This is a genomic window from Photorhabdus tasmaniensis, from assembly GCF_011189505.1.
Taxonomy (GTDB): Bacteria; Pseudomonadota; Gammaproteobacteria; order Enterobacterales; family Enterobacteriaceae; genus Photorhabdus; species Photorhabdus tasmaniensis.
On sequence record NZ_PUJU01000025.1, the window covers coordinates 47,739 to 67,140 of the forward strand.

General features: G+C 44.4%; 19 protein-coding genes and 1 other RNA gene. 14 read left to right on the forward strand and 6 right to left on the reverse strand.

Annotated features, from left to right (window positions below; all coding sequences use genetic code 11):
* Window positions 1-327: 327 nt before the first annotated feature.
* A complete protein-coding gene (locus tag C5471_RS13015; RefSeq protein ID WP_166295941.1) occupies window positions 328-624 on the reverse strand; it encodes a Dabb family protein in 297 nt (98 codons plus the stop codon).
* Between the two features lie 382 nt (window positions 625-1,006).
* Here C5471_RS13015 and C5471_RS13020 point away from each other — a divergent pair, with 382 nt between their 5' ends.
* On the forward strand, window positions 1,007-1,378 hold the full coding sequence (locus tag C5471_RS13020) for a YacL family protein (protein ID WP_133815001.1): 372 nt from the start codon (window positions 1,007-1,009) through the stop codon (window positions 1,376-1,378).
* Between the two features lie 126 nt (window positions 1,379-1,504).
* The gene (gene mscS / locus C5471_RS13025; protein ID WP_133814801.1) at window positions 1,505-2,377 is read left to right on the forward strand and encodes a small-conductance mechanosensitive channel MscS; all 873 of its coding nucleotides are present in this window, start codon (window positions 1,505-1,507) and stop codon (window positions 2,375-2,377) included.
* Between the two features lie 121 nt (window positions 2,378-2,498).
* Here the strand turns inward: mscS and C5471_RS13030 are convergent, their stop codons facing one another.
* Window positions 2,499-2,879 (reverse strand): hypothetical protein, encoded by a 381-nt coding sequence (locus tag C5471_RS13030; protein WP_133814800.1) that lies wholly within the window; start codon window positions 2,877-2,879, stop codon window positions 2,499-2,501.
* 235 nt (window positions 2,880-3,114) lie between these two features.
* Between C5471_RS13030 and argO the strand changes: the two genes are divergently transcribed.
* Window positions 3,115-3,738, forward strand: a complete 624-nt coding sequence (gene argO, locus C5471_RS13035) for an arginine exporter ArgO (RefSeq protein WP_133814799.1) — start codon at window positions 3,115-3,117, stop codon at window positions 3,736-3,738.
* 114 nt (window positions 3,739-3,852) lie between these two features.
* On the forward strand, window positions 3,853-4,572 hold the full coding sequence (locus tag C5471_RS13040; RefSeq protein WP_133814798.1) for an oxidative stress defense protein: 720 nt from the start codon (window positions 3,853-3,855) through the stop codon (window positions 4,570-4,572).
* Here C5471_RS13040 and C5471_RS13045 read toward each other — a convergent pair.
* Window positions 4,569-5,474, reverse strand: coding sequence for a LysR family transcriptional regulator ArgP (locus tag C5471_RS13045; RefSeq protein ID WP_133815000.1), 906 nt, complete (start codon window positions 5,472-5,474; stop codon window positions 4,569-4,571). The two genes, C5471_RS13040 and C5471_RS13045, sit on opposite strands and share 4 nt — an antisense overlap.
* A 127-nt stretch (window positions 5,475-5,601) precedes the next feature.
* On the opposite strand from C5471_RS13045, the gene rpiA reads away from it, so the two are divergent.
* Window positions 5,602-6,261, forward strand: a complete 660-nt coding sequence (gene rpiA / locus C5471_RS13050; protein WP_133814797.1) for a ribose-5-phosphate isomerase RpiA — start codon at window positions 5,602-5,604, stop codon at window positions 6,259-6,261.
* 277 nt (window positions 6,262-6,538) lie between these two features.
* On the forward strand, window positions 6,539-7,780 hold the full coding sequence (gene serA / locus C5471_RS13055) for a phosphoglycerate dehydrogenase (RefSeq protein WP_133814796.1): 1,242 nt from the start codon (window positions 6,539-6,541) through the stop codon (window positions 7,778-7,780).
* Between the two features lie 58 nt (window positions 7,781-7,838).
* Here serA and C5471_RS13060 read toward each other — a convergent pair whose 3' ends face one another.
* From C5471_RS13060 to zapA, 3 genes are all read right to left on the reverse strand, one after another.
* Window positions 7,839-8,432 (reverse strand): 5-formyltetrahydrofolate cyclo-ligase, encoded by a 594-nt coding sequence (locus C5471_RS13060; protein WP_133814795.1) that lies wholly within the window; start codon window positions 8,430-8,432, stop codon window positions 7,839-7,841.
* A 38-nt stretch (window positions 8,433-8,470) separates the two neighbouring features.
* A non-coding RNA gene (ssrS, locus tag C5471_RS13065) (6S RNA) lies at window positions 8,471-8,656 on the reverse strand.
* Window positions 8,657-8,774: 118 nt separating this feature from the next.
* On the reverse strand, window positions 8,775-9,104 hold the full coding sequence (gene zapA / locus C5471_RS13070; RefSeq protein WP_046975469.1) for a cell division protein ZapA: 330 nt from the start codon (window positions 9,102-9,104) through the stop codon (window positions 8,775-8,777).
* 186 nt (window positions 9,105-9,290) lie between these two features.
* Between zapA and C5471_RS13075 the strand changes: the two genes are divergently transcribed.
* The 8 genes from C5471_RS13075 to C5471_RS13110 all read left to right on the forward strand — a co-directional run.
* Entirely contained in the window at window positions 9,291-9,866 is a 576-nt protein-coding gene (locus tag C5471_RS13075) for a YecA/YgfB family protein (protein ID WP_133814794.1), read from the forward strand.
* Between the two features lie 48 nt (window positions 9,867-9,914).
* Window positions 9,915-11,231 carry a Xaa-Pro aminopeptidase gene (gene pepP, locus C5471_RS13080; RefSeq protein ID WP_133814793.1) on the forward strand — a complete coding sequence of 439 codons (1,317 nt, stop codon included), beginning with the start codon at window positions 9,915-9,917 and terminating at the stop codon, window positions 11,229-11,231.
* 8 nt (window positions 11,232-11,239) lie between these two features.
* Window positions 11,240-12,418 (forward strand): 2-octaprenyl-6-methoxyphenyl hydroxylase, encoded by a 1,179-nt coding sequence (gene ubiH / locus C5471_RS13085; protein WP_133814792.1) that lies wholly within the window; start codon window positions 11,240-11,242, stop codon window positions 12,416-12,418.
* Window positions 12,419-12,456: 38 nt separating this feature from the next.
* Window positions 12,457-13,689, forward strand: coding sequence for an FAD-dependent 2-octaprenylphenol hydroxylase (gene ubiI / locus C5471_RS13090; protein WP_133814791.1), 1,233 nt, complete (start codon window positions 12,457-12,459; stop codon window positions 13,687-13,689).
* Window positions 13,690-14,047: 358 nt separating this feature from the next.
* Complete coding sequence (gene gcvT / locus C5471_RS13095; protein ID WP_133814790.1) at window positions 14,048-15,142, forward strand: glycine cleavage system aminomethyltransferase GcvT; 1,095 nt, start codon at window positions 14,048-14,050, stop codon at window positions 15,140-15,142.
* Between the two features lie 111 nt (window positions 15,143-15,253).
* Entirely contained in the window at window positions 15,254-15,646 is a 393-nt protein-coding gene (gene gcvH / locus C5471_RS13100; protein ID WP_133814789.1) for a glycine cleavage system protein GcvH, read from the forward strand.
* Window positions 15,647-15,732: 86 nt separating this feature from the next.
* Window positions 15,733-18,609 carry an aminomethyl-transferring glycine dehydrogenase gene (gcvP, locus tag C5471_RS13105; protein WP_133814788.1) on the forward strand — a complete coding sequence of 959 codons (2,877 nt, stop codon included), beginning with the start codon at window positions 15,733-15,735 and terminating at the stop codon, window positions 18,607-18,609.
* 411 nt (window positions 18,610-19,020) lie between these two features.
* Window positions 19,021-19,402 (forward strand): two-partner secretion domain-containing protein (locus tag C5471_RS13110; protein WP_166295944.1); only part of this gene is annotated, 382 nt, incomplete at its 3' end.

Sequence of the window (19,402 nt, forward strand, 5' to 3'; positions counted from 1 at the left end):
TTTGTTGTTTAACTCCCGAATAGTTAATTCATGTGTCGCTGAGCCTCTATATTTAGTAAAGACTTAACGACTGAATATATTATCAATTTTATGAATAATTTATTATTTCCTAACGTGTAATTCTATTATTTTAATAATTGTCTATTGTTACCGGGTGTATGCATTTGTGGATCTGCATTGGCGGAAATTCATTAATAAGTTTAACCAATAAGCAAAGTGTTTCGTTATTCTGAGGCACACCGACAATATTTACTGTATCGGTCACTGATAAGCAAGACGTTATTTCCTAAAATGTCAATGCCTTTCTTAAGGATAATCTATGCTGCTTTATGCTTCATAATCAAAGACGATGATGTCATCGACCGAATCCAGAAGAAGTTCTTTCAACTTGTCGTGTGCTGGATGATACAGATAATCTGCAAGCACTTTACGATCATCAAATGTCATCACGATAGCATGTGTGAAGCCTTTATTTTTGTTTTCACTACTTATGTTGTCTCCCCACTCAATAGAAGAAATACCCTTGATTGCATACTGTATGGAAATAGCAGTATCTCTTATTGTTGTTAATTGTTGTTCTTTTGTGTCTGAAGTGAATGTTAACAAAAGGATGTGACGTATCATGATGGCCTCTGAAAAGTGTTTTAGTTTCTTCAAGCAAGATAAGAAATAAAGCATCGGATTGCAATATTCCTAAATATATCTCATCAATCGGCAGCCATGTGTTCAATTTTGCTGTTTTTGTTTCTCTGAGATATTATTAATTATAGTGCCATTTATCCTTGGTTTGCACTGAAGCTGAGTTCATCCCTCAATGAAAGCTACAATGGACACGAACCTCAGTAATATTTTGGAGACACACATTTTCAGTCATCCAGATGCAAAATAGCACAGTAAGTGTCAGTGATAGAGGCTTTGATCTTCCACTTCTTGTGAGTTTGTGGGCTGATTCCGGAACGGAATTGCTAGGAAATATTAAAATGAAAAAATGCACCAGAGGTACATGATGGACTACGAATTTTTGTTGGGTGTCACTGGGCAGGTGACTAGCCGATTCTCAATGGATCACGAAGCTATTGGTCAGTGGCTGAATGAAGAAGTTAAAGGTGACTTGACTGTGCTGGATAAGATCACCATAGCGCTGGCTGAAATCAAGGGCAGTGAACGTCAATGGCAACTTGTGGGTCATGAATATACGCTGCTAATGGATGACGAAGAAGTGATGGTTCGTGCTAATCAGCTTGAGTTTGAAACTGATGAAATGGAAGAGGGCATGAGTTATTACGATAATGAGAGTTTGGCTTTCTGCGGTACTAAGGATTTTATTGATATGTTGTCCGATTATCGGGATTTTATTTTGCGAAAAAACGATTGGTAACCATTTGTATATAGAGAAGAATAATTTTCTGACGCGATAGATTTTTTTCTTACTATCGATACCTGCTATGAAGAATAGCAATTGGGTAATTTTGTTAATTATAGCTAAATAATCAAGGTGGTTTTAATGGAAGATATCAGTCTGTCTGGTGGTATTAATGAAGCTACAAGCTGGTTTATTAATCATCAGGATTTAATCATTCAGTATCTGGTCAATATGGTTGCGGCTGTTCTGATCCTTGTTTTGGGGTTGATGGCAGCAAAATTAATCAGCAAAGGTGTGAAAAGAGTGATGTCGTTGCGTGGCATTGATGTCACTGTGTCAGATTTCCTGGCTGCGATTGTCCGTTATTCGGTAATTGCGTTCACGATTATCGCTGTTTTGGGCAAATTAGGGGTTCAGACAGCGTCGGTGATTGCGGTTATCGGTGCTGCGGGTTTAGCCGTTGGTTTAGCTTTACAGGGCTCTTTGTCCAACTTTGCTGCTGGTGTATTGTTGGTTGCTTTCCGGCCAATCCGGGCCGGTGAATATGTTATCTTGGGTGCCGTTGAGGGCACTGTGGTTCAGGTGCAGATTTTCTCTACAACATTGCGTACAGCCGATGACAAAATTATTGTTATCCCGAATGGGAAAATTATTGCCGATAATGTTATTAATACCAGCCGTGAACCGAACCGTCGGACGCAAATAATGGTCGGTGTTGCCTATAATGCGGATATTGATGAAGTCAAAAAAGTACTGGGTGATGTTATTGCGGCAGACAGCCGTATTCAGCATGATCGTGGTGTAACAATCCGTTTGCATGAAATGGCCCCTTCTTCGCTGAATTTTGTTGTGCGTGTATGGACGCCCAATGGTGATGCCTGGGACGTTTATTGGGATTTGATGGAAAACTTTAAACGTACATTGGATAAACACAATATCGGTATTCCTTATCCGCAAATGGATGTTTATTTGCATCAGAATCAGGCTGCGGCTCAAAATAAAATGAGCAGTTAGTCAAATGATAGATTTGGTGATAATCACCCGATTGTGTGAAGAGGTTATAAGCTTTTGCCTGTAAACTCGTACCGCGCCGTGAATGGCGCGGACGATCCAAGCCTATTCCACCAAGTTTATTTTATTGACATAAGGTATCAAAATTGTTTTTAACAAAATCATCGTTGATATCTTCTGTCAGCGTTATTTTCTTATTGTCGGGTAAGCAAAGTACAGCCGCTAAAACACTTGAATCGTGTAAATTAATATCGGCAGCGACGGTCCCGTTGCCTTTTTCACCTTGTACTTCAAGGACAAAGCGTTCACAGCCTTTTTTACATAAGAAAGGTTGATAATTACTGAGCTCTACATCGGTAATATTTGCTGTACCAATATAGTATTCAATTATTTCAGATTGGTTTAATGTTTCTTCAACATCATTCCGAAGTAAATAGTAGCTTCTGATAGTGAGTGCAGTAATAATAATGACCGCGAACAACATGAAACCAGTAATTTTTTTCAAAATAACCTCTTCCTCTTATTCTTACAGAATTAATCGATTAATTAAGGTCTTAAGTGTGTATTTGCCTAATTTCCGTTGAATTAACTAAATATTTTTCCTGTAACAGCCGGTTTTTTAGCTGACTATTAAAATTTCTTATGATCGATTAGAAGCATTTATTTCCTCTAATGAGCTATTCTTCTTAATATTCTGAACATTGGAAGGGCAAAGTGAATAATTATTGAGGAGTTTTTTTATGTTATCGACATTTGTGCAGGGATTTTTTCTCAGTGCTGCAATGATTTTGCCGCTTGGTCCACAAAATGCCTTTGTTATGCAGCAAGGGAGCCGAAGACAATTCCATCTGATGAGTGCAACTTTGTGTGCTATCAGCGATGGTTTTCTGATTGGTGCTGGCGTATTTGGAGGAAGTGCATTGCTTGGTCAGTCAACTTTACTACTGCAATTTGTCACTTGGGGAGGGGTTGCTTTTTTATTGTGGTATGGCTGGAGAGCTTTTCGTGTGGCCCTGCTTGCGAATGCGGAACTCACACAGACTGACAATATAGCGAGGAGTCGCTGGAGGGTAATTGCGATTATCTTTGCTGTCACTTGGTTAAATCCACATGTTTATCTGGATACCTTGGTTATATTGGGCAGTATTGGTGGTCAATTATCTTCAGAACTCAGGCCCTGGTTTACTTTTGGTGCGGCAAGCGCTTCCATTAGCTGGTTTTTTACTCTGGCATTCCTCGCTGCCTGGTTTTCACCCATACTGAGTAAGCCACGTTCTCAACGAATTATTAATGGATTTATCTGTATTGTCATGTGGTATATCGCTTGGCAACTTACTAAACAGGGATTGATAATTTCTGGTTAACCTGGGCACTTCTTTCGCATACAGTGTGTGTGTTAGTGTTTTATTTATCCCATGAATATTTCGGTTTTTCCGGGGATAAACTCTTTTCGTAACAGATTTTCTACGGAGGTTGTGGTGAAATTAAAATCATTAGGGTTAGCTGCAATGTTAAGTGCAGGAGGCGTACCTCTCTCTGCGCAGGCAGCTGATTTACCCGTGGTCCCCCATATTGTGACTTCTGGTAATGCGGTAATTAAAGCAGAACCGGATATGGCAACGTTGATGATTAACGTCAATATTTCTGCCAAAGATGCTTCTGGTGCTAAAAAACAGGTTGATGAGCTTGTTACTAAGTATTTTGATTTTCTAAAAGAGAATGGCATTGAAAAGAAAGATATTAATGCGGCGAATCTGCGTACTCAACCTGACTATGACTATGACAGAGAATCCGACAAGTCTGTGCTAAAAGGTTATCGTGCAATCCGCTCGGTGGAGGTGAAGGTTCGTAAGTTGGATCATCTTAATATTCTGCTTGATGGTGCATTAAAAGCTGGCTTAAATGAGATCTCGTCCGTTCAGTTTGGTGTGGAAGATCCACAAAAATATCGTGATGAAGCCCGACAAAAAGCCATTCAGAATGCGATTGAGCAGGCTGATGTATTAGCGAAAGGCTTTAACAGTAAACTTGGCCCGATATACAGCATCAATTATCGAGCGCCAGATATTTCCTATATGAAATACCGCAATAATGATGTCATGCTGGCGGGAGGTGCTGCTGGTGTGAATGAAACTTACCAACAGGACACCATCAGCTTTAGCGATCAGGTTGATGTTGTGTTTGAGCTAAAACCTTAATCCGTGTCATTTTGTCTTAACATCTGACGCCCAATTTTCAACAGGGCGTCAGTCACTTTTTTCATTGTTCTGCTTTCCGGTGCGAAACGATGCCAATAGAGCATCCGGCGCTGATATAAACCTGGTGTCAGATTGAGCAGTTTGCCCTTTTTCAGTTCCCGATCAATTTGTAAATGAGGGATCATACAACAAGTAGAGCCCTGTTTTGCCAGTTGCACAAAAGCTTCAGATGAGTTGACGATATGGCATGGAACACTGCCCGGTGATAAATCGAAGTTTTGTTGTAAAAATGCCTGATGCATATCATCCAGGTGATCGAATGCTACTGCGGGCGCTTTCAGTAAGGCTGAACGGGTAACCCCATTTGGAAAATATCGGGTAGCAAATTCTGGTGACGCAACAAACAGATAATCCAGTGCCCCCAGTTTATCTACCAGACAACTAGGTAATGGTTGTGGTTGAATACTGACTGCCCCAACAACTTCCCCTCTTCTTAATTGTTCTTGAGTACGGGTTTCATCTTCAACCTGAATATTTAGCCGAATTGGTAAATCACTGAGCACTGGGTGTAGTGCCGGTAACAGCCAGGTTGCCAGACTATCAGCGTTAACTGCCAGTGAAAGCAGCAGCGGAGTATCTGTACTGGATTCATCGCTGCCCAGCCACTGTTCTTCCAGTAATTCGACTTGATGCAGTAGCGCCAGCAGCTTTTGCCCTTGTTCGGTGGGGCGTGGAGGAATGGTGCGCACCAACAGAGGCTGACCGAACAGATTTTCCAGCTGCTTGATACGTTGAGAAACTGCGGACTGGGTGATACAGAGTTTCTGGGCTGCGCGTTCGAAACCGCGCTCACGGATCACAGCATCCAAGGCTTGCAGTGTTCGGTAATCAGGGCGTTTCATTACAGAAAGATTCTCCATTGATTGTTCTGCGTAGCACTATGCCATATTTTTCCGGTGGATGAGGCAAATTATTGTTTATACTAGCTGACAGGCTTTCCTTGTAACTGATATAGGTTGTGAATTGAATATGACTCAGGACGAACTGAAAAAAGCAGTAGGTTGGGCAGCGCTCGAATTTGTCACTCCCGGAACAATTGTCGGTGTGGGGACAGGTTCAACGGCTTCGCATTTTATTGATGCTCTTGGCTCAATTAAAGACCAGATTGAAGGGGCTGTATCCAGCTCTGAGGCTTCTACCGAAAAGTTAAAAAGCCTGGGAATTCCTGTCTTCGACTGTAATGAGGTGAATTCTCTTGATATTTATGTTGATGGCGCGGATGAAATCAATGGCAATATGCAGATGATTAAAGGCGGGGGTGCCGCATTGACTCGCGAAAAAATTATTTCTGCCATCGCGAAGAAATTCGTTTGTATTGTTGATTCTTCGAAGAAAGTTGATGTCTTGGGTAAATTCCCGTTACCGGTTGAAGTGATCCCGATGGCCCGTTCATATGTTACCCGTGAATTGGTTAAATTGGGTGGTGTACCAGAATATCGCCAGAACGTTGTGACTGATAACGGTAATGTGATCCTGGATGTGCATAATTTAGCAATTCTCGATCCTGTTGAGTTAGAGAATAAAATTAATCGTATCGCCGGTGTCGTCACTGTCGGTCTGTTTGCTAACCGTGGTGCAGATGTTGTATTGATGGGAACATTAGATGGCGTGAAAACCATCACCCAATAATATTGCTCACAGAGGGCGGAACCTTTCGCCCTTAAAAATTTTTTACTTTTAGTAATCAGTGGAAATTTAGTGATATATCTCATTTATCTGATTATTAGATAATCTAAATCCTGACTTTATTCTTCTCCATATCATTTTATTCCGCACAATAACTATTTTATTAAGACTTATTTGGTAAGAATAGCAATCGCTTGTATTGCCGTGTCTGTTTTTTTTGTTATGTTGAGAGAATGAATCTTAAATGTAATGAAAATTGACGTAACAATAGGCAGGGTAAATGGTTAAGGTATCTCTGGAAAAAGATAAGATTAAATTTTTGCTATTGGAAGGTGTGCACCAGAGCACGGTGGAAAACCTGCGGGGAGCGGGTTATAGCAATATCGAATATCATAAAGGGGCGTTAGATTCCCAGGCGCTAAAAGAGGCAATTCGTGATGCCCATTTTGTTGGGATCCGTTCTCGCACACAATTGACCGAAGATATTTTCCAGGCCGCCGAAAAATTGGTTGCTGTGGGTTGCTTCTGTATCGGCACCAACCAGGTTGATCTGAAAGCAGCGGCCAAACGGGGTATCCCCGTCTTTAATGCACCATTTTCTAATACCCGCTCTGTTGCTGAGATGGTACTTGGTGAACTGTTGTTACTACTGCGCCGTATTCCTTTAGCCAATGCTAAAGCGCATCGTGGCGTATGGGATAAGCAGGCTAAGGGCTGTTATGAAGTTCGTGGTAAAAAACTGGGTATTATCGGTTACGGTCATATTGGTACTCAGCTTGGTATTTTGGCAGAAAATATTGGTATGGATGTTTACTTCTACGATATTGAGAACAAACTGCCATTAGGTAACGCTCATCAGATTCGTCATTTATCAGAATTACTGAATATGAGTGATGTGGTCAGTTTACACGTACCTGAAACGCCATCAACGAAGAATATGATGGGTACGCAGGAACTGGCATTGATGAAACCGGGTTCTGTCCTGATTAATGCTTCACGAGGAACGGTGGTAGATATCCCGGCATTGTGTGATGCTCTGGAAAGTGAACACCTATCAGGGGCGGCTGTAGATGTATTCCCGGTTGAACCCGCGACCAATAATGATCTGTTTGAGTCGCCTTTGCTTAAATTTGATAACGTATTGCTGACTCCACATATCGGTGGTTCTACACAGGAAGCGCAGGAAAACATTGGTTATGAAGTGGCAGGAAAATTAGCGAAATACTCTGATAATGGTTCTACCTTATCAGCCGTCAACTTCCCGGAAGTTTCTCTTCCTGCTCATGCTGATGATACCAACCGGTTTTTACATATTCACGAAAATCGGCCAGGTATATTGAATAGTATTAACCAGGTGTTTGCTGAACAGGATATTAATATCGCCGCTCAGTACCTGCGTACCAGCGGGGATATGGGCTATGTGGTGATTGATATTGTGACTGAGAACCCTGCTCAGGCTGAAATGGTATTGCAGGAACTGAAAGCTTTGCCGGGTACTATCCGTTCTCGCCTGCTTTACTGATTATTTTGCTATGCCATAAATGGGCGCATTGTGTAAGGTGCCCATTCTTCATTCTTTACTACCATTGCCAGATTTTTTCGGGCGTGATGATTTCTGGTAATGGGATATCCCACTTGTCTGAAGGTAATGTATCGACTAATTGACAGTTATGAGCCAAGCCAATCGGATAGAAATTTTTTTGTTGCCATTGGCTCAATGTACGATCGTAAAAGCCACCTCCCATTCCAAGTCGCTGTCCTGTGTGGTCGAAAGCAACCAGCGGGATCATCATGATATCCAGTTCAGATAAGGGTAAGAGCTGCTGAATATCCAGTGGCGGCTCTTCTATATTGAAACGATTACTGACAAGTTGCGTATTTGGCCGATAGTTTAAAAACAGCAGATGGTGGCGACTGAAAGGATGCAATACAGGCAAATAGATCTGTTTGTTTTGTTGCCAGAGTTGCTTGATTAGCGGTCGGGTGTCAAGTTCACCATCAAAGGAAAGAAATAGTGCGATTTTATTGGCTTGGTGAATTCTGGGGTGATTGACAACTTTTTCTGCGGCTTGGTTGGCAAAAAGGGCTTGTTGTTCAGGAGTGAGCTCGCGACGTTGCTGGCGTATTTTCTTTCTGATGCTTTGTCTGAGTGATAACAAGTGGTCTGATGGCATGGAACCTAGCCGGTTAATGCGAGCAGTGATTAAAATTGGGGTTCTCCAAGATGCCGTTACAGGTAGTAACCCTTGAACCCTTGGTTCAAGGTGAACGCAGCATCGCATCCTTAAGGCTTCTCGGACGGACCGAGCATGCACACCGGCTACGGAGCACTACATTCTATCATGTATGAAATATCGGCTCAGGGGACTTTCCCCGTTCACGAACATCTCAGAGAAATTTATTCAGCGCTTACGCTTACTAAGCAACTTTATGTAACCTATTGTATGAAACTAAACACAGAAAGCAACTAAATTATAGAATGATCCACTCACTAATGTATGATTTATCAATAGAATTCATTCATTTGATGCAATAGTACGCTCAGTGATGCGACCTTGCTCCACTAATGCTTGTTCTATAGTCTGTTGAAGCATCTTTATTTTTTGTTCCATATTGTAGGCATAGTCACGGGTTTTCACTTTTTCTTGTGCCAGCTCATGACAGATATTCAGTGCCACAATAAAAACCAGTTGTTCAGTATTGGTTACTCTGGTGCGTTCTTTTAAATCTTCTAAACGTTGTTCAAGTTCCACCGCGGCAGCCAGCAATGCTTCTTTTTGCTCTGATGGACAATTGACACGTAATGACCGCCCAAAAATCTGGATATCTACTGGTTGTGCAGACATGACCCCTTCCTGACTTATTACTGCGTCCTGGCTTTTATTCTTGATGACAGGATAAAGCAAGACGCCAATCATTACAGTGCGATACCGACAGACAACTCACGATTAGCTATGGCTGCTGTCTGGTATAGCGACTCCCCTTGGTGGTAGCATAGCATGAACTTACACCGTCAACGATGACCAATACACATGTCTATACAGAATTCATTACCAGATTATCAATCTTTTGACGAAATATTGCATCAGCAGTCAGTGGCACTGACTGCGGCTGAGATGCATGGGTTGATTAGTGGCTTACTGTGCGGTGGTAACCGCGATAGTAGTTGGCAAGCTTTAGTTCATGATTTAGCCCATGATGGACTGGCTTTTTCCCATCCATTAGCTCAACAATTGCGTGAATTACGTGAAATTACATTTGAATCATTGGATGACAGTCATTTTGCATTCCATTTATTGTTGCCCGATGAAGAAGGCAATGTGTTTGAGCGGGCAGATGCCCTGGCCGGATGGGTGAACCATTTCTTGTTGGGATTGGGTGTCGCGCAACCAAAACTCACCGATAAAAAAGAGGTCGGTGAAATTGTGGATGATTTGCGTAATATCGGTCTGCTTGGCTATGAAGAAGGTGATGATCAAGAAGAGCTGGCTCAGGCGCTGGAAGAAGTTCTTGAATATGTGCGAGTTGCCGCGCAGCTTTGCTATATTGCTTTTACTCAGCCTAAAGTTGTTTCAATTGCAGAAAATGATAAGCCAACATTGCATTAATTACTGTTTATTGAACTCAAAATAATTAACCAAGTCGCAGGAGAGGGTATGATCAAACAAGAATATTTATCCCGCCGTCAGGCTTTATTAGCAAAAATGGCTCCGGCCAGCGCAGCGATTATTTTTTCTGCTCCGCCTGCGCCCCGAAATTCGGATAATGAATATCCCTATCGCCAGCACAGCGATTTTCTTTATTTGACTGGATTTAATGAACCGGAAGCTGTGCTGATATTAATTAAAAGTGACGATACGCATAATCATAGTGTTCTTTTTAATCGAACACGTGACTTGACGGCGGAAATTTGGTTTGGCCGCCGTCTTGGGCAAGAAGCGGTGCCAAAAAAATTGGGTATTGACCGGGCTTTGCCTTTTGATGATATCCAAGAAGAGCTTTATCAGCTGTTAAATGGTCTGGATGTCGTTTATCACGCACAGGGTGAATTTGCCTATGCGGATGACATTGTCTTCCAGGCGCTGGAGACACTGAGAAAAGGTGGTCGCCGTAATCTTTCAGCCCCTTTAACGATAACTGACTGGCGTCCTTGGGTACATGAAATGCGGTTATTCAAATCCAAGGCAGAAATTGAAATTATGCGCCGGGCAGGTGAAATCAGCGCACAGGCACATACGCGTGCGATGAAAACTTGCCGTCCAGGCATGTTTGAATATCAACTGGAAGCTGAAATTCATCACGAATTTACCTATCAGGGTGCGCGTTACCCTTCTTACAACACGATTGTCGGGAGTGGTGAAAACGGCTGTATTCTGCACTACACCGAGAACGAAAGCAGGATGAAAGAGGGTGACCTGGTATTGATTGATGCAGGTTGTGAATATCTGGGTTATGCCGGAGATATCACCCGTACTTTCCCGGTGAATGGCAAGTTCACCCGTGCCCAGCGTGAAATTTACGATATCGTACTGAAAACGTTGAAGGTTTCATTGGAGTTGTATAAGCCGGGTACCAGCATCAACAAAGTAACAGAACATGTTGTGCGGATTATGGTGGAAGAGCTGGTGAAACTAGGCATTATGCACGGTGAAGTTGAACATTTAATCGAAACCAAAGCCTATCGCCAGTTCTTTATGCATGGCCTCAGTCATTGGTTGGGTCTGGATGTGCATGATGTTGGGCACTATGGCGCAGAACGTGACCGTATTCTGGAGCCGGGAATGATATTAACGGTTGAACCCGGGCTTTATATTGCACCGGATGCCGATGTAGCGCTGGAATATCGTGGTATTGGTATCCGTATTGAAGATGACATTTTGATCACTGAAACCGGTAACGAAAACCTGACAGCCAGTGTGATTAAAGAAGCTGATGAGATTGAAGCTCTGATGGCGCAAGCAAAACAGGGTTAAGTTAAGATATGAACGTGATTATCGTTGGAGGGGGCATGACCGGCGCGACACTTGCGCTGGCGATATCTTCCCTGAGTAAGGGGCGGATTCATGTTTCCCTGATTGAAGCAGCAGAGCCGGAGCAGAAGCACCCCGGCTTTGATGCCAGAGCGATAGCGCTGGCTTACGGTACTTGTCAGCGTTTACAACAGATCGGGGTTTGGTCTGCTTTAGAAGATTATGTGATACCAATAACTCACGTTCATGTTAGTGACCGTGGTCATGCAGGGTTTGTGAACCTTTATGCGAAAGAATATAACATTCCGGCTTTAGGTAATGTTGTCGAACTGTATGATGCAGGCAAGTGCTTGTTCGGCTTACTGAAAAATGCTCCCGGCGTGACATTATATTGTCCATCCAAAGTTCTGACCGTTGAAAGAACGACATCATCAGTGACCGTTACCTTGGACAATGGCGATCAACTGCAAGGTGAATTGCTGGTCGCCGCAGATGGCAGCCATTCCGCGATTGGTCAAGCCTGTAATATTCAGTGGCAGCAGCACCCTTATGAACAGATTGCCGTGATTACTAATGTGCTGACGTCAGAGCATCCACAGGGCAGGGCATTTGAACGTTTCACAGAATATGGCCCACTGGCTTTGCTGCCAATGACTGAGGGGCGAAGCTCATTAGTATGGTGCCATCAGTTGGATCGGCGAAAGGAAATAGCTGGCTGGAATAATGAGCAGTTTCTGAAACAGTTACAGAAGGCATTTGGCTGGCGACTGGGCAAAATGTTGGAAACTGGCTGGCGCCACAGTTATCCACTCACACTATCCACTGCAAATCAACAAATCAGCCACCGATTGGCGCTGGTGGGTAATGCTGCACAAACATTACATCCGATTGCCGGTCAAGGTTTTAATCTTGGTATGCGGGATGTGATGACACTGGCCCAGATTGTTTCTGAGGCTTTTGCGGCTGGTCAAGATATTGGTACTTACCCGGTTTTGACTCATTATCAGCAACAACGGGTGTTAGATCGGGAAAATACCATTGGTATTACTGATGGATTGATACGGATATTTGCCAATCATTATTTTCCATTAAGAGTTGGACGCAATCTTGGCTTGATGGCGATGGAAAAATTCTCTCCTGTGCGGGATATGCTGGCCCGTCAGACTCTGGGCTGGGTCGTCCAAAGATAACCGCAGATAAAGCAGACAAAATAAGAGGACGTTATATTATGCAATCATTTGATGTGGTTATCGCTGGTGGCGGTATGGTGGGTCTGGCACTTGCCTGTGGCTTACAGGGCAGTGGTTTACGGGTGGCGGTGGTAGAAAGCTATCCGCCGGCTCAATCGGTTTATGCCGGAAAAGAGTATGCTTTGCGGGTTTCTGCAATTAATGCTGCCAGTGAGCGCCTGTTACAGCATCTTGGCGTGTGGCAACAGATTCTGGGTGTGCGTACCAGCCCTTATCAGGGAATAGAAGTTTGGGACCGGGATAGCTTTGGCCGCATTCGGTTCAACGCGGCTGAATATGGCCTGGAATATCTTGGTCATATCATTGAAAACCGGGTTATCCGTGAGATGTTATGGAAAAAAGCGGAAAACCTGTCGGACGTGACCCTGCTAACGCCTGCGGCTTTACAACAGATTGCCTGGGGAGAAAATGAAGCTTTTATGACATTATCCGATGGCCGCATGTTAACAGCCCGTTTAGTGGTTGGTGCTGATGGTGCTCATTCATGGTTACGTCAGCATGCGGATATCCCCCTGACATTCTGGGATTATGAACATCATGCATTGGTGGCGACTATTCGTACTGAAGAGCCTCATGGCAGCGTTGCCCGTCAGGTCTTTTATGGAGATGGCATTCTGGCGTTTCTGCCTCTAGCTGATCCACATTTATGTTCTATCGTCTGGTCACTGCCGGGTGAAGCGGCAGATCAGTACAAACAGCTGGATAACACGCTTTTCAATCAGCAACTGGCGGTGGATTTTGATATGCGTCTTGGTCAGTGTGAGCTGATCAGTGAACGCCAGACAATTCCACTGACCGGCCGTTATGCCCGTCACTTTGCCGCTCATCGTCTGGCCTTAGTGGGAGACGCTGCTCATACCATTCATCCATTGGCAGGGCAGGGCGTGAATCTGGGCTTTATGGATGTGGCTGAACTCATAGGTGAATTGCGTCGTCTACATTGCCAGGGGAAAGATATTGGTCAGCACTTCTATTTACGTCGATATGAACGCCGCCGTAAACACAGTGCTGCTATCATGTTGGCTGGAATGCAAGGGTTTCGTCAGTTGTTCGATGGCAATAATCCAGTGAAAAAATTTTTGCGGGATGTTGGGTTATCACTGGCAGACAATTTACCCGGAATTAAACCGCCATTACTTCGTCAGGCAATGGGGTTGAATGACTTACCGGGCTGGCTCTCTTCGCCATCCTGTTCAGCTGAAAAAATCTAATTTAGCCTCTTCTTATCGATTATTTTTTCTCATGCATGACTGAAATATGGATAGGTGATTTTATTCATATTTCAGTCAACTCTTAATGGGAAATGTGTGTTTTCTAAAGTTAATTGTTAATTTTGAGTATTATGGCTCATTTTAATAGTTAAAAATTCTGCATACTCATAGTATGTTTTTTTGTTGTTACTGAATTGTACCCTATTTTTACTTATGGTTCATTTTTGTTTTCAGTGATAACTTTTATGTAAAGACATCGTTTGCGTCGCGTTTTTTAGCCGCTTTTTGTTCATGATTCACAGTAGCTGTCGGTTAATACGCGGTATGTTTTCATGTAGGAAATGAAAAGAGGGAAATAATGGCAAAACACACTCCATTGTATGACCAGCATCTGGCCTGCGGTGCACGCATGGTAGATTTTCATGGCTGGATGATGCCTTTGCATTACGGTTCACAAATGGATGAGCATCACACTGTCCGTACTGATGCTGGCATGTTTGATGTTTCCCACATGACGATTGTGGATCTGCATGGTACTGGCTGCCGTGATTTCCTGCGTTATTTGCTGGCAAATGACATTGCTAAACTGGCAGAAAAGGGCAAAGCCTTATACACCGGGATGCTGAATGCCTCTGGCGGTGTCATTGATGACCTGATTGTTTATTACTTTAGCAATGATTTTTATCGGATGGTGGTCAATTCTGCGACCCGTGAGAAAGATCTGGCTTGGATCGATGAACATGCTGCCAATTACCCGGTTGATATTCAGGTACGTGATGATCTGGCATTGATTGCTATTCAGGGGCCTAAAGCTCAAGCAAAAGTAGAATCTCTACTAAATGATCAACAAAAACAGGCTATTGCCGGAATGAAACCCTTCTTTGGTGTTCAGGCTGGTGATCTGTTTATCGCAACAACGGGCTATACCGGCGAAGCGGGCTATGAAGTGGCGATGCCAAAAGCACAGTCAGCAGATTTCTGGCAAAAATTGCTGAGTGTCGGTGTTAAGCCCGCTGGGTTAGGTGCCCGTGATACGTTACGGCTTGAAGCGGGTATGAACCTCTATGGACAGGAAATGGATGAAACCATTTCTCCACTGGCAGCCAATATGGGCTGGACAATCGCCTGGAAACCAGAAGATCGCCGGTTTATTGGCCGTGAAGCGCTGGAAAAACAGCGTGAAGATGGCACTGAACAGTTGGTTGGCCTAGTGATGAGAGAAAAAGGTGTATTACGTGGTGGTTTAGCGGTCAATTTTACTGATGAAGCGGGCACCTTACACACTGGTGTTATTACCAGCGGTACATTCTCCCCAACATTAGGATTCAGTATTGCCCTTGCCCGTGTACCACAAGGGATTGGTGAACAGGCAATTGTACAGATCCGCAATCGTGAGATGCCGGTTCAGGTAGTCAAACCCAATTTTGTACGGGCGGGTAAACCTCTCGTATAGTCTAATAACTTAATGATTAAATAGTACCCTATCCCATTAGGCATGATTGGTGCAAAAACAAAATAGCCTAATGAGGTGAGATAAGTTCTAAGATTGAAGGAGACAATGGTAATGAGTAATGTACCCGCAGAGTTAAAATATGCTGAATCACATGAGTGGGTTCGCGCAGAAGGCAATGGTGAATACACTGTAGGTATTACCGAACATGCGCAGGAACTGCTAGGCGACATGGTTTTTGTTGATTTACCAGAAGTAGGTAATGAATTTAATTTTGGTGATGAATGTGCCGTTGTTGAATCAGTCAAAGCCGCTTCTGATATTTACGCACCACTGAGTGGTGAAGTGATTGCCGTTAATGAAGCGCTGGGTGAAGCGCCTGAATTAGTTAATGGCGACTCTTATAATAAGGGTTGGCTGTTCCGTATTAAAGCCTCTGATGAGAGTGAATTTGCAAATCTGCTGGATGCCGCAGGATATCAGGCACTTCTGGACGAAGAAGAATAATAGCCTACCGTCGCCCTGTTTCACATCGTGAGCAGGGCGTTTTTATTTGTATGCCATTTCTGGCCAGCTTCAGGAATCAGTAACAAATGACCCAAACATTAAGCCAACTCGAAAACCGGGGCGAGTTTATCCGCCGTCATATTGGCTCTTCCATCGAACAGCAGAAAGAGATGCTGGCGACAGTGGGGGCAAGTTCCCTCAATGAATTAACACAGAAAATTGTTCCCCGCGATATCGCGTTACCAGAGCCACCCGATGTGGGCGGTGGCGCAACTGAACAGCAAGCACTGGCTGAACTGAAAGCCATTGCCAGCCAAAATAAGCGTTACCAATCCTATATTGGTATGGGTTATGTGCCTTCTGTCCTGCCACCGGTTATTTTACGCAATTTATTAGAAAACCCTGGTTGGTATACCGCTTATACACCTTATCAGCCGGAGGTTTCTCAAGGGCGTCTTGAATCACTGCTGAATTTCCAGCAACTGACAATCGATCTGACGGGTTTGGATCTTGCCTCCGCATCTTTGCTGGATGAAGCCACTGCGGCGGCTGAATCAATGGCAATGGCAAAACGTGCTAGCAAACTGAAAAACGCTGATCGTTTCTTTGTTGCTGATGATATACACCCTCAAACATTAGATGTTGTCCGTACCCGCGCTGAAACCTTTGGTTTTGATGTGATTGTGGATAAAGCCGAAAAAGTCCTGGAGTTGGAAGGCGTATTTGGTGTGTTGTTGCAACAGGTGGGGACAAAAGGTGAAATTCATGATTACACCGACCTGATCGCACAACTGAAACAACGCAAAATCATTACCAGCGTCGCTGCTGATTTGATGGCGCTAGTGCTGCTGGCTGCACCGGGTAAACAAGGGGCGGATGTGGTGTTTGGTTCCGCTCAACGCTTTGGTGTACCGATGGGCTATGGTGGCCCCCATGCAGCATTTTTTGCCTGCCGTGATGAATTCAAACGTTCTATGCCGGGACGTATTATCGGCGTTTCCCGTGATGCGGCGGGTAATACCGCTCTGCGCATGGCAATGCAGACCCGTGAGCAGCACATTCGTCGTGAGAAAGCGAACTCCAACATCTGTACCTCGCAGGTGTTGTTGGCAAATATCGCGGGGATGTATGCGGTCTATCATGGTTCGAAAGGACTGAAACGCATTGCTGGCCGCATTCATCGTCTGACTGACATTCTGGCCGCCGGGTTACAGCAAGCAGGATTTACTCTGCGCTACAAAACCTGGTTTGACACCCTAACCGTTGAAGTTGCCGATAAAGCTGCGGTACTGGCACGGGCAGACCAAGCGGAAATCAACTTGCGCACCGATATTCACGGCGCTGTGGGTATCACATTAAATGAAACCACCCGCCGAGATGATTTGGTCAAATTGTTCTCAGTACTGACAGGCACAGATAGCAAGCTGGATGTTGAGGCACTGGATGAGAATGTAATAGCGGAAAGCCATTCTATTCCTGCATCAATGCGGCGTAATGATGACATCCTCCAGCATCCGAATTTCAACCGCTATCACAGCGAAACAGATATGATGCGCTATATGCACCGCCTTGAGCGCAAAGATCTGGCACTGAATCAGGCCATGATCCCGCTGGGTTCTTGCACTATGAAACTCAATGCTGCGGCAGAAATGTTACCGATCTCCTGGCCTGAATTTAATCAGCTGCATCCATTCTGTCCGCCAGAGCAGGCGCAGGGTTATCAGCAGATTATCAGCCAGTTATCTCACTGGCTGGTTCAATTAACAGGTTATGATGCCGTTTGTATGCAGCCAAACTCCGGCGCACAGGGCGAATATGCGGGTCTGCTTGCTATTCGCCGTTACCACGAAAGCCGTGGAGAAGGGGATCGTCATATCTGTTTGATCCCAAGTTCTGCTCATGGCACCAACCCGGCTTCGGCTCATATGGCGGGTATGACCGTTGTGGTGGTAAGTTGTGATAAAGAGGGCAACATTGATCTGGCGGACCTGCGCGAAAAAGCAGAAAAATCCGGTAATGAGCTTTCCTGCATCATGGTGACCTACCCATCAACACACGGCGTATATGAAGAAACTATCCGCCAGGTATGTGACATCATTCACCAGTATGGTGGTCAGGTTTACCTTGACGGTGCAAATATGAACGCACAGGTTGGGATCACTGCGCCAGGTTTTATCGGCGCAGACGTTTCACACCTCAACCTGCACAAAACATTTTGTATCCCACATGGCGGTGGCGGCCCAGGTATGGGGCCGATTGGCGTAAAAGCGCATTTAGCGCCATTCTTGCCGGGGCACTCTGTGGTCCAAATGGATGGTCTTACTGAACAGAGAGCGGTCTCTGCTGCTCCATTTGGCAGCGCCTCCATTCTGCCTATTAGTTGGATGTACATCCGAATGATGGGCTCGCAAGGGCTGAAACAGGCAAGTCAGGTGGCGATTTTGAATGCCAACTATATTGCTGCCCGCTTGAAAAATGATTATGACGTGCTGTATACCGGCCATAACGGCCATGTAGCGCATGAATGTATTCTGGATATTCGGCCACTGAAAGAAGAGTTTGGTATCAGTGAAATGGATATTGCCAAGCGTTTGGTTGACTATGGCTTCCATGCACCCACGATGTCATTCCCGGTTGCCGGCACGCTGATGGTGGAACCAACAGAATCAGAAAGCAAAGTGGAAATTGATCGCTTTATCGATGCAATGCTGGCAATTCGTGCTGAAATTAACAAAGTTGCACAAGGTGAATGGTCACTGGAAGATAACCCATTGGTCAATGCGCCTCATGTACAAACTGAGTTGGCTTCTGATTGGAACCATAGTTACAGCCGTGAAATTGCCGTTTTCCCAACCGCAGAAACCAAAGCCAATAAATATTGGCCTGCGGTTAAACGCCTGGATGATGTTTACGGTGATCGTAATCTGCATTGTTCCTGTGCCCCTGTCAGCGATTATCAATAATTACTAAATAATGTGGCAACACCGGTATAATTACTGGTGTTGCTATTTTTTATCTCTATTGACGGCAATTTTCCAGATCCCCACGAATTCTTAAAAACCACATGAATTAAGCTTTCCTATGCGTGTCGCTTTTGTTGGTCGCTGTAGAACTAGGGTGATCCCTGTCCGTTACTCCGTCACCATTTAACATCTCCAGCCTTATCACCACTTTACAGCATTTAATACATCACACTCCCCATTATCAGGATTAAACAACTCGATCTTGATCACATTTCATACTATCCATTCAGACAGGCAATTAATAACATATTAGGATAGTTCAATTATGACACTATAAAATTATCACTATTTCCTATGGAAAGATGACCGTTTTATCACCATAGCCAGATTCACTTAAGAAGAGAGAGTACGATGGATCAACGCAACAACTCGATGGTCAGGGCCACGAGTTATCTTTTAATTTACCTGACCGCCGTTTATCCCCTTCATCCCGCTATGGCGGCTGGGATAACACCGGATAACAGCCAAACACAGGTACAAAATCAGGGTCATGTCCCGGTGGTGAATATCGCCACCCCGAATAACGCGGGGATATCTCACAACACCTATCAAGAGTTTAACGTTGCTACTCAAGGTGCCGTACTCAATAACGCCACTCAGGCGGCCCAATCACAACTGGCCGGGCAACTTAACGCCAACCCGAACCTGAAAGGCCCGGCGGCGGAACTGATTATTAATGAGGTCACTGGCAGCGGACGCTCTGAACTGCAAGGTCAGTTGGAAATTGTCGGCA

What these genes read in the sequence shown, in the direction of transcription:
- C5471_RS13015 (WP_166295941.1), bottom strand. Translation starts at nt 624, where the DNA reads ATGATACGTCACATCCTTTTGTTAACATTCACTTCAGACACAAAAGAA.
- C5471_RS13020 (WP_133815001.1), top strand. Translation starts at nt 1,007, where the DNA reads ATGGACTACGAATTTTTGTTGGGTGTCACTGGGCAGGTGACTAGCCGA.
- mscS (WP_133814801.1), top strand. Translation starts at nt 1,505, where the DNA reads ATGGAAGATATCAGTCTGTCTGGTGGTATTAATGAAGCTACAAGCTGG.
- argO (WP_133814799.1), top strand. Translation starts at nt 3,115, where the DNA reads ATGTTATCGACATTTGTGCAGGGATTTTTTCTCAGTGCTGCAATGATT.
- C5471_RS13045 (WP_133815000.1), bottom strand. Translation starts at nt 5,474, where the DNA reads ATGAAACGCCCTGATTACCGAACACTGCAAGCCTTGGATGCTGTGATC.
- rpiA (WP_133814797.1), top strand. Translation starts at nt 5,602, where the DNA reads ATGACTCAGGACGAACTGAAAAAAGCAGTAGGTTGGGCAGCGCTCGAA.
- serA (WP_133814796.1), top strand. Translation starts at nt 6,539, where the DNA reads ATGGTTAAGGTATCTCTGGAAAAAGATAAGATTAAATTTTTGCTATTG.
- C5471_RS13060 (WP_133814795.1), bottom strand. Translation starts at nt 8,432, where the DNA reads ATGCCATCAGACCACTTGTTATCACTCAGACAAAGCATCAGAAAGAAA.
- zapA (WP_046975469.1), bottom strand. Translation starts at nt 9,104, where the DNA reads ATGTCTGCACAACCAGTAGATATCCAGATTTTTGGGCGGTCATTACGT.
- C5471_RS13075 (WP_133814794.1), top strand. Translation starts at nt 9,291, where the DNA reads ATGTCTATACAGAATTCATTACCAGATTATCAATCTTTTGACGAAATA.
- pepP (WP_133814793.1), top strand. Translation starts at nt 9,915, where the DNA reads ATGATCAAACAAGAATATTTATCCCGCCGTCAGGCTTTATTAGCAAAA.
- ubiH (WP_133814792.1), top strand. Translation starts at nt 11,240, where the DNA reads ATGAACGTGATTATCGTTGGAGGGGGCATGACCGGCGCGACACTTGCG.
- ubiI (WP_133814791.1), top strand. Translation starts at nt 12,457, where the DNA reads ATGCAATCATTTGATGTGGTTATCGCTGGTGGCGGTATGGTGGGTCTG.
- gcvT (WP_133814790.1), top strand. Translation starts at nt 14,048, where the DNA reads ATGGCAAAACACACTCCATTGTATGACCAGCATCTGGCCTGCGGTGCA.
- gcvH (WP_133814789.1), top strand. Translation starts at nt 15,254, where the DNA reads ATGAGTAATGTACCCGCAGAGTTAAAATATGCTGAATCACATGAGTGG.
- gcvP (WP_133814788.1), top strand. Translation starts at nt 15,733, where the DNA reads ATGACCCAAACATTAAGCCAACTCGAAAACCGGGGCGAGTTTATCCGC.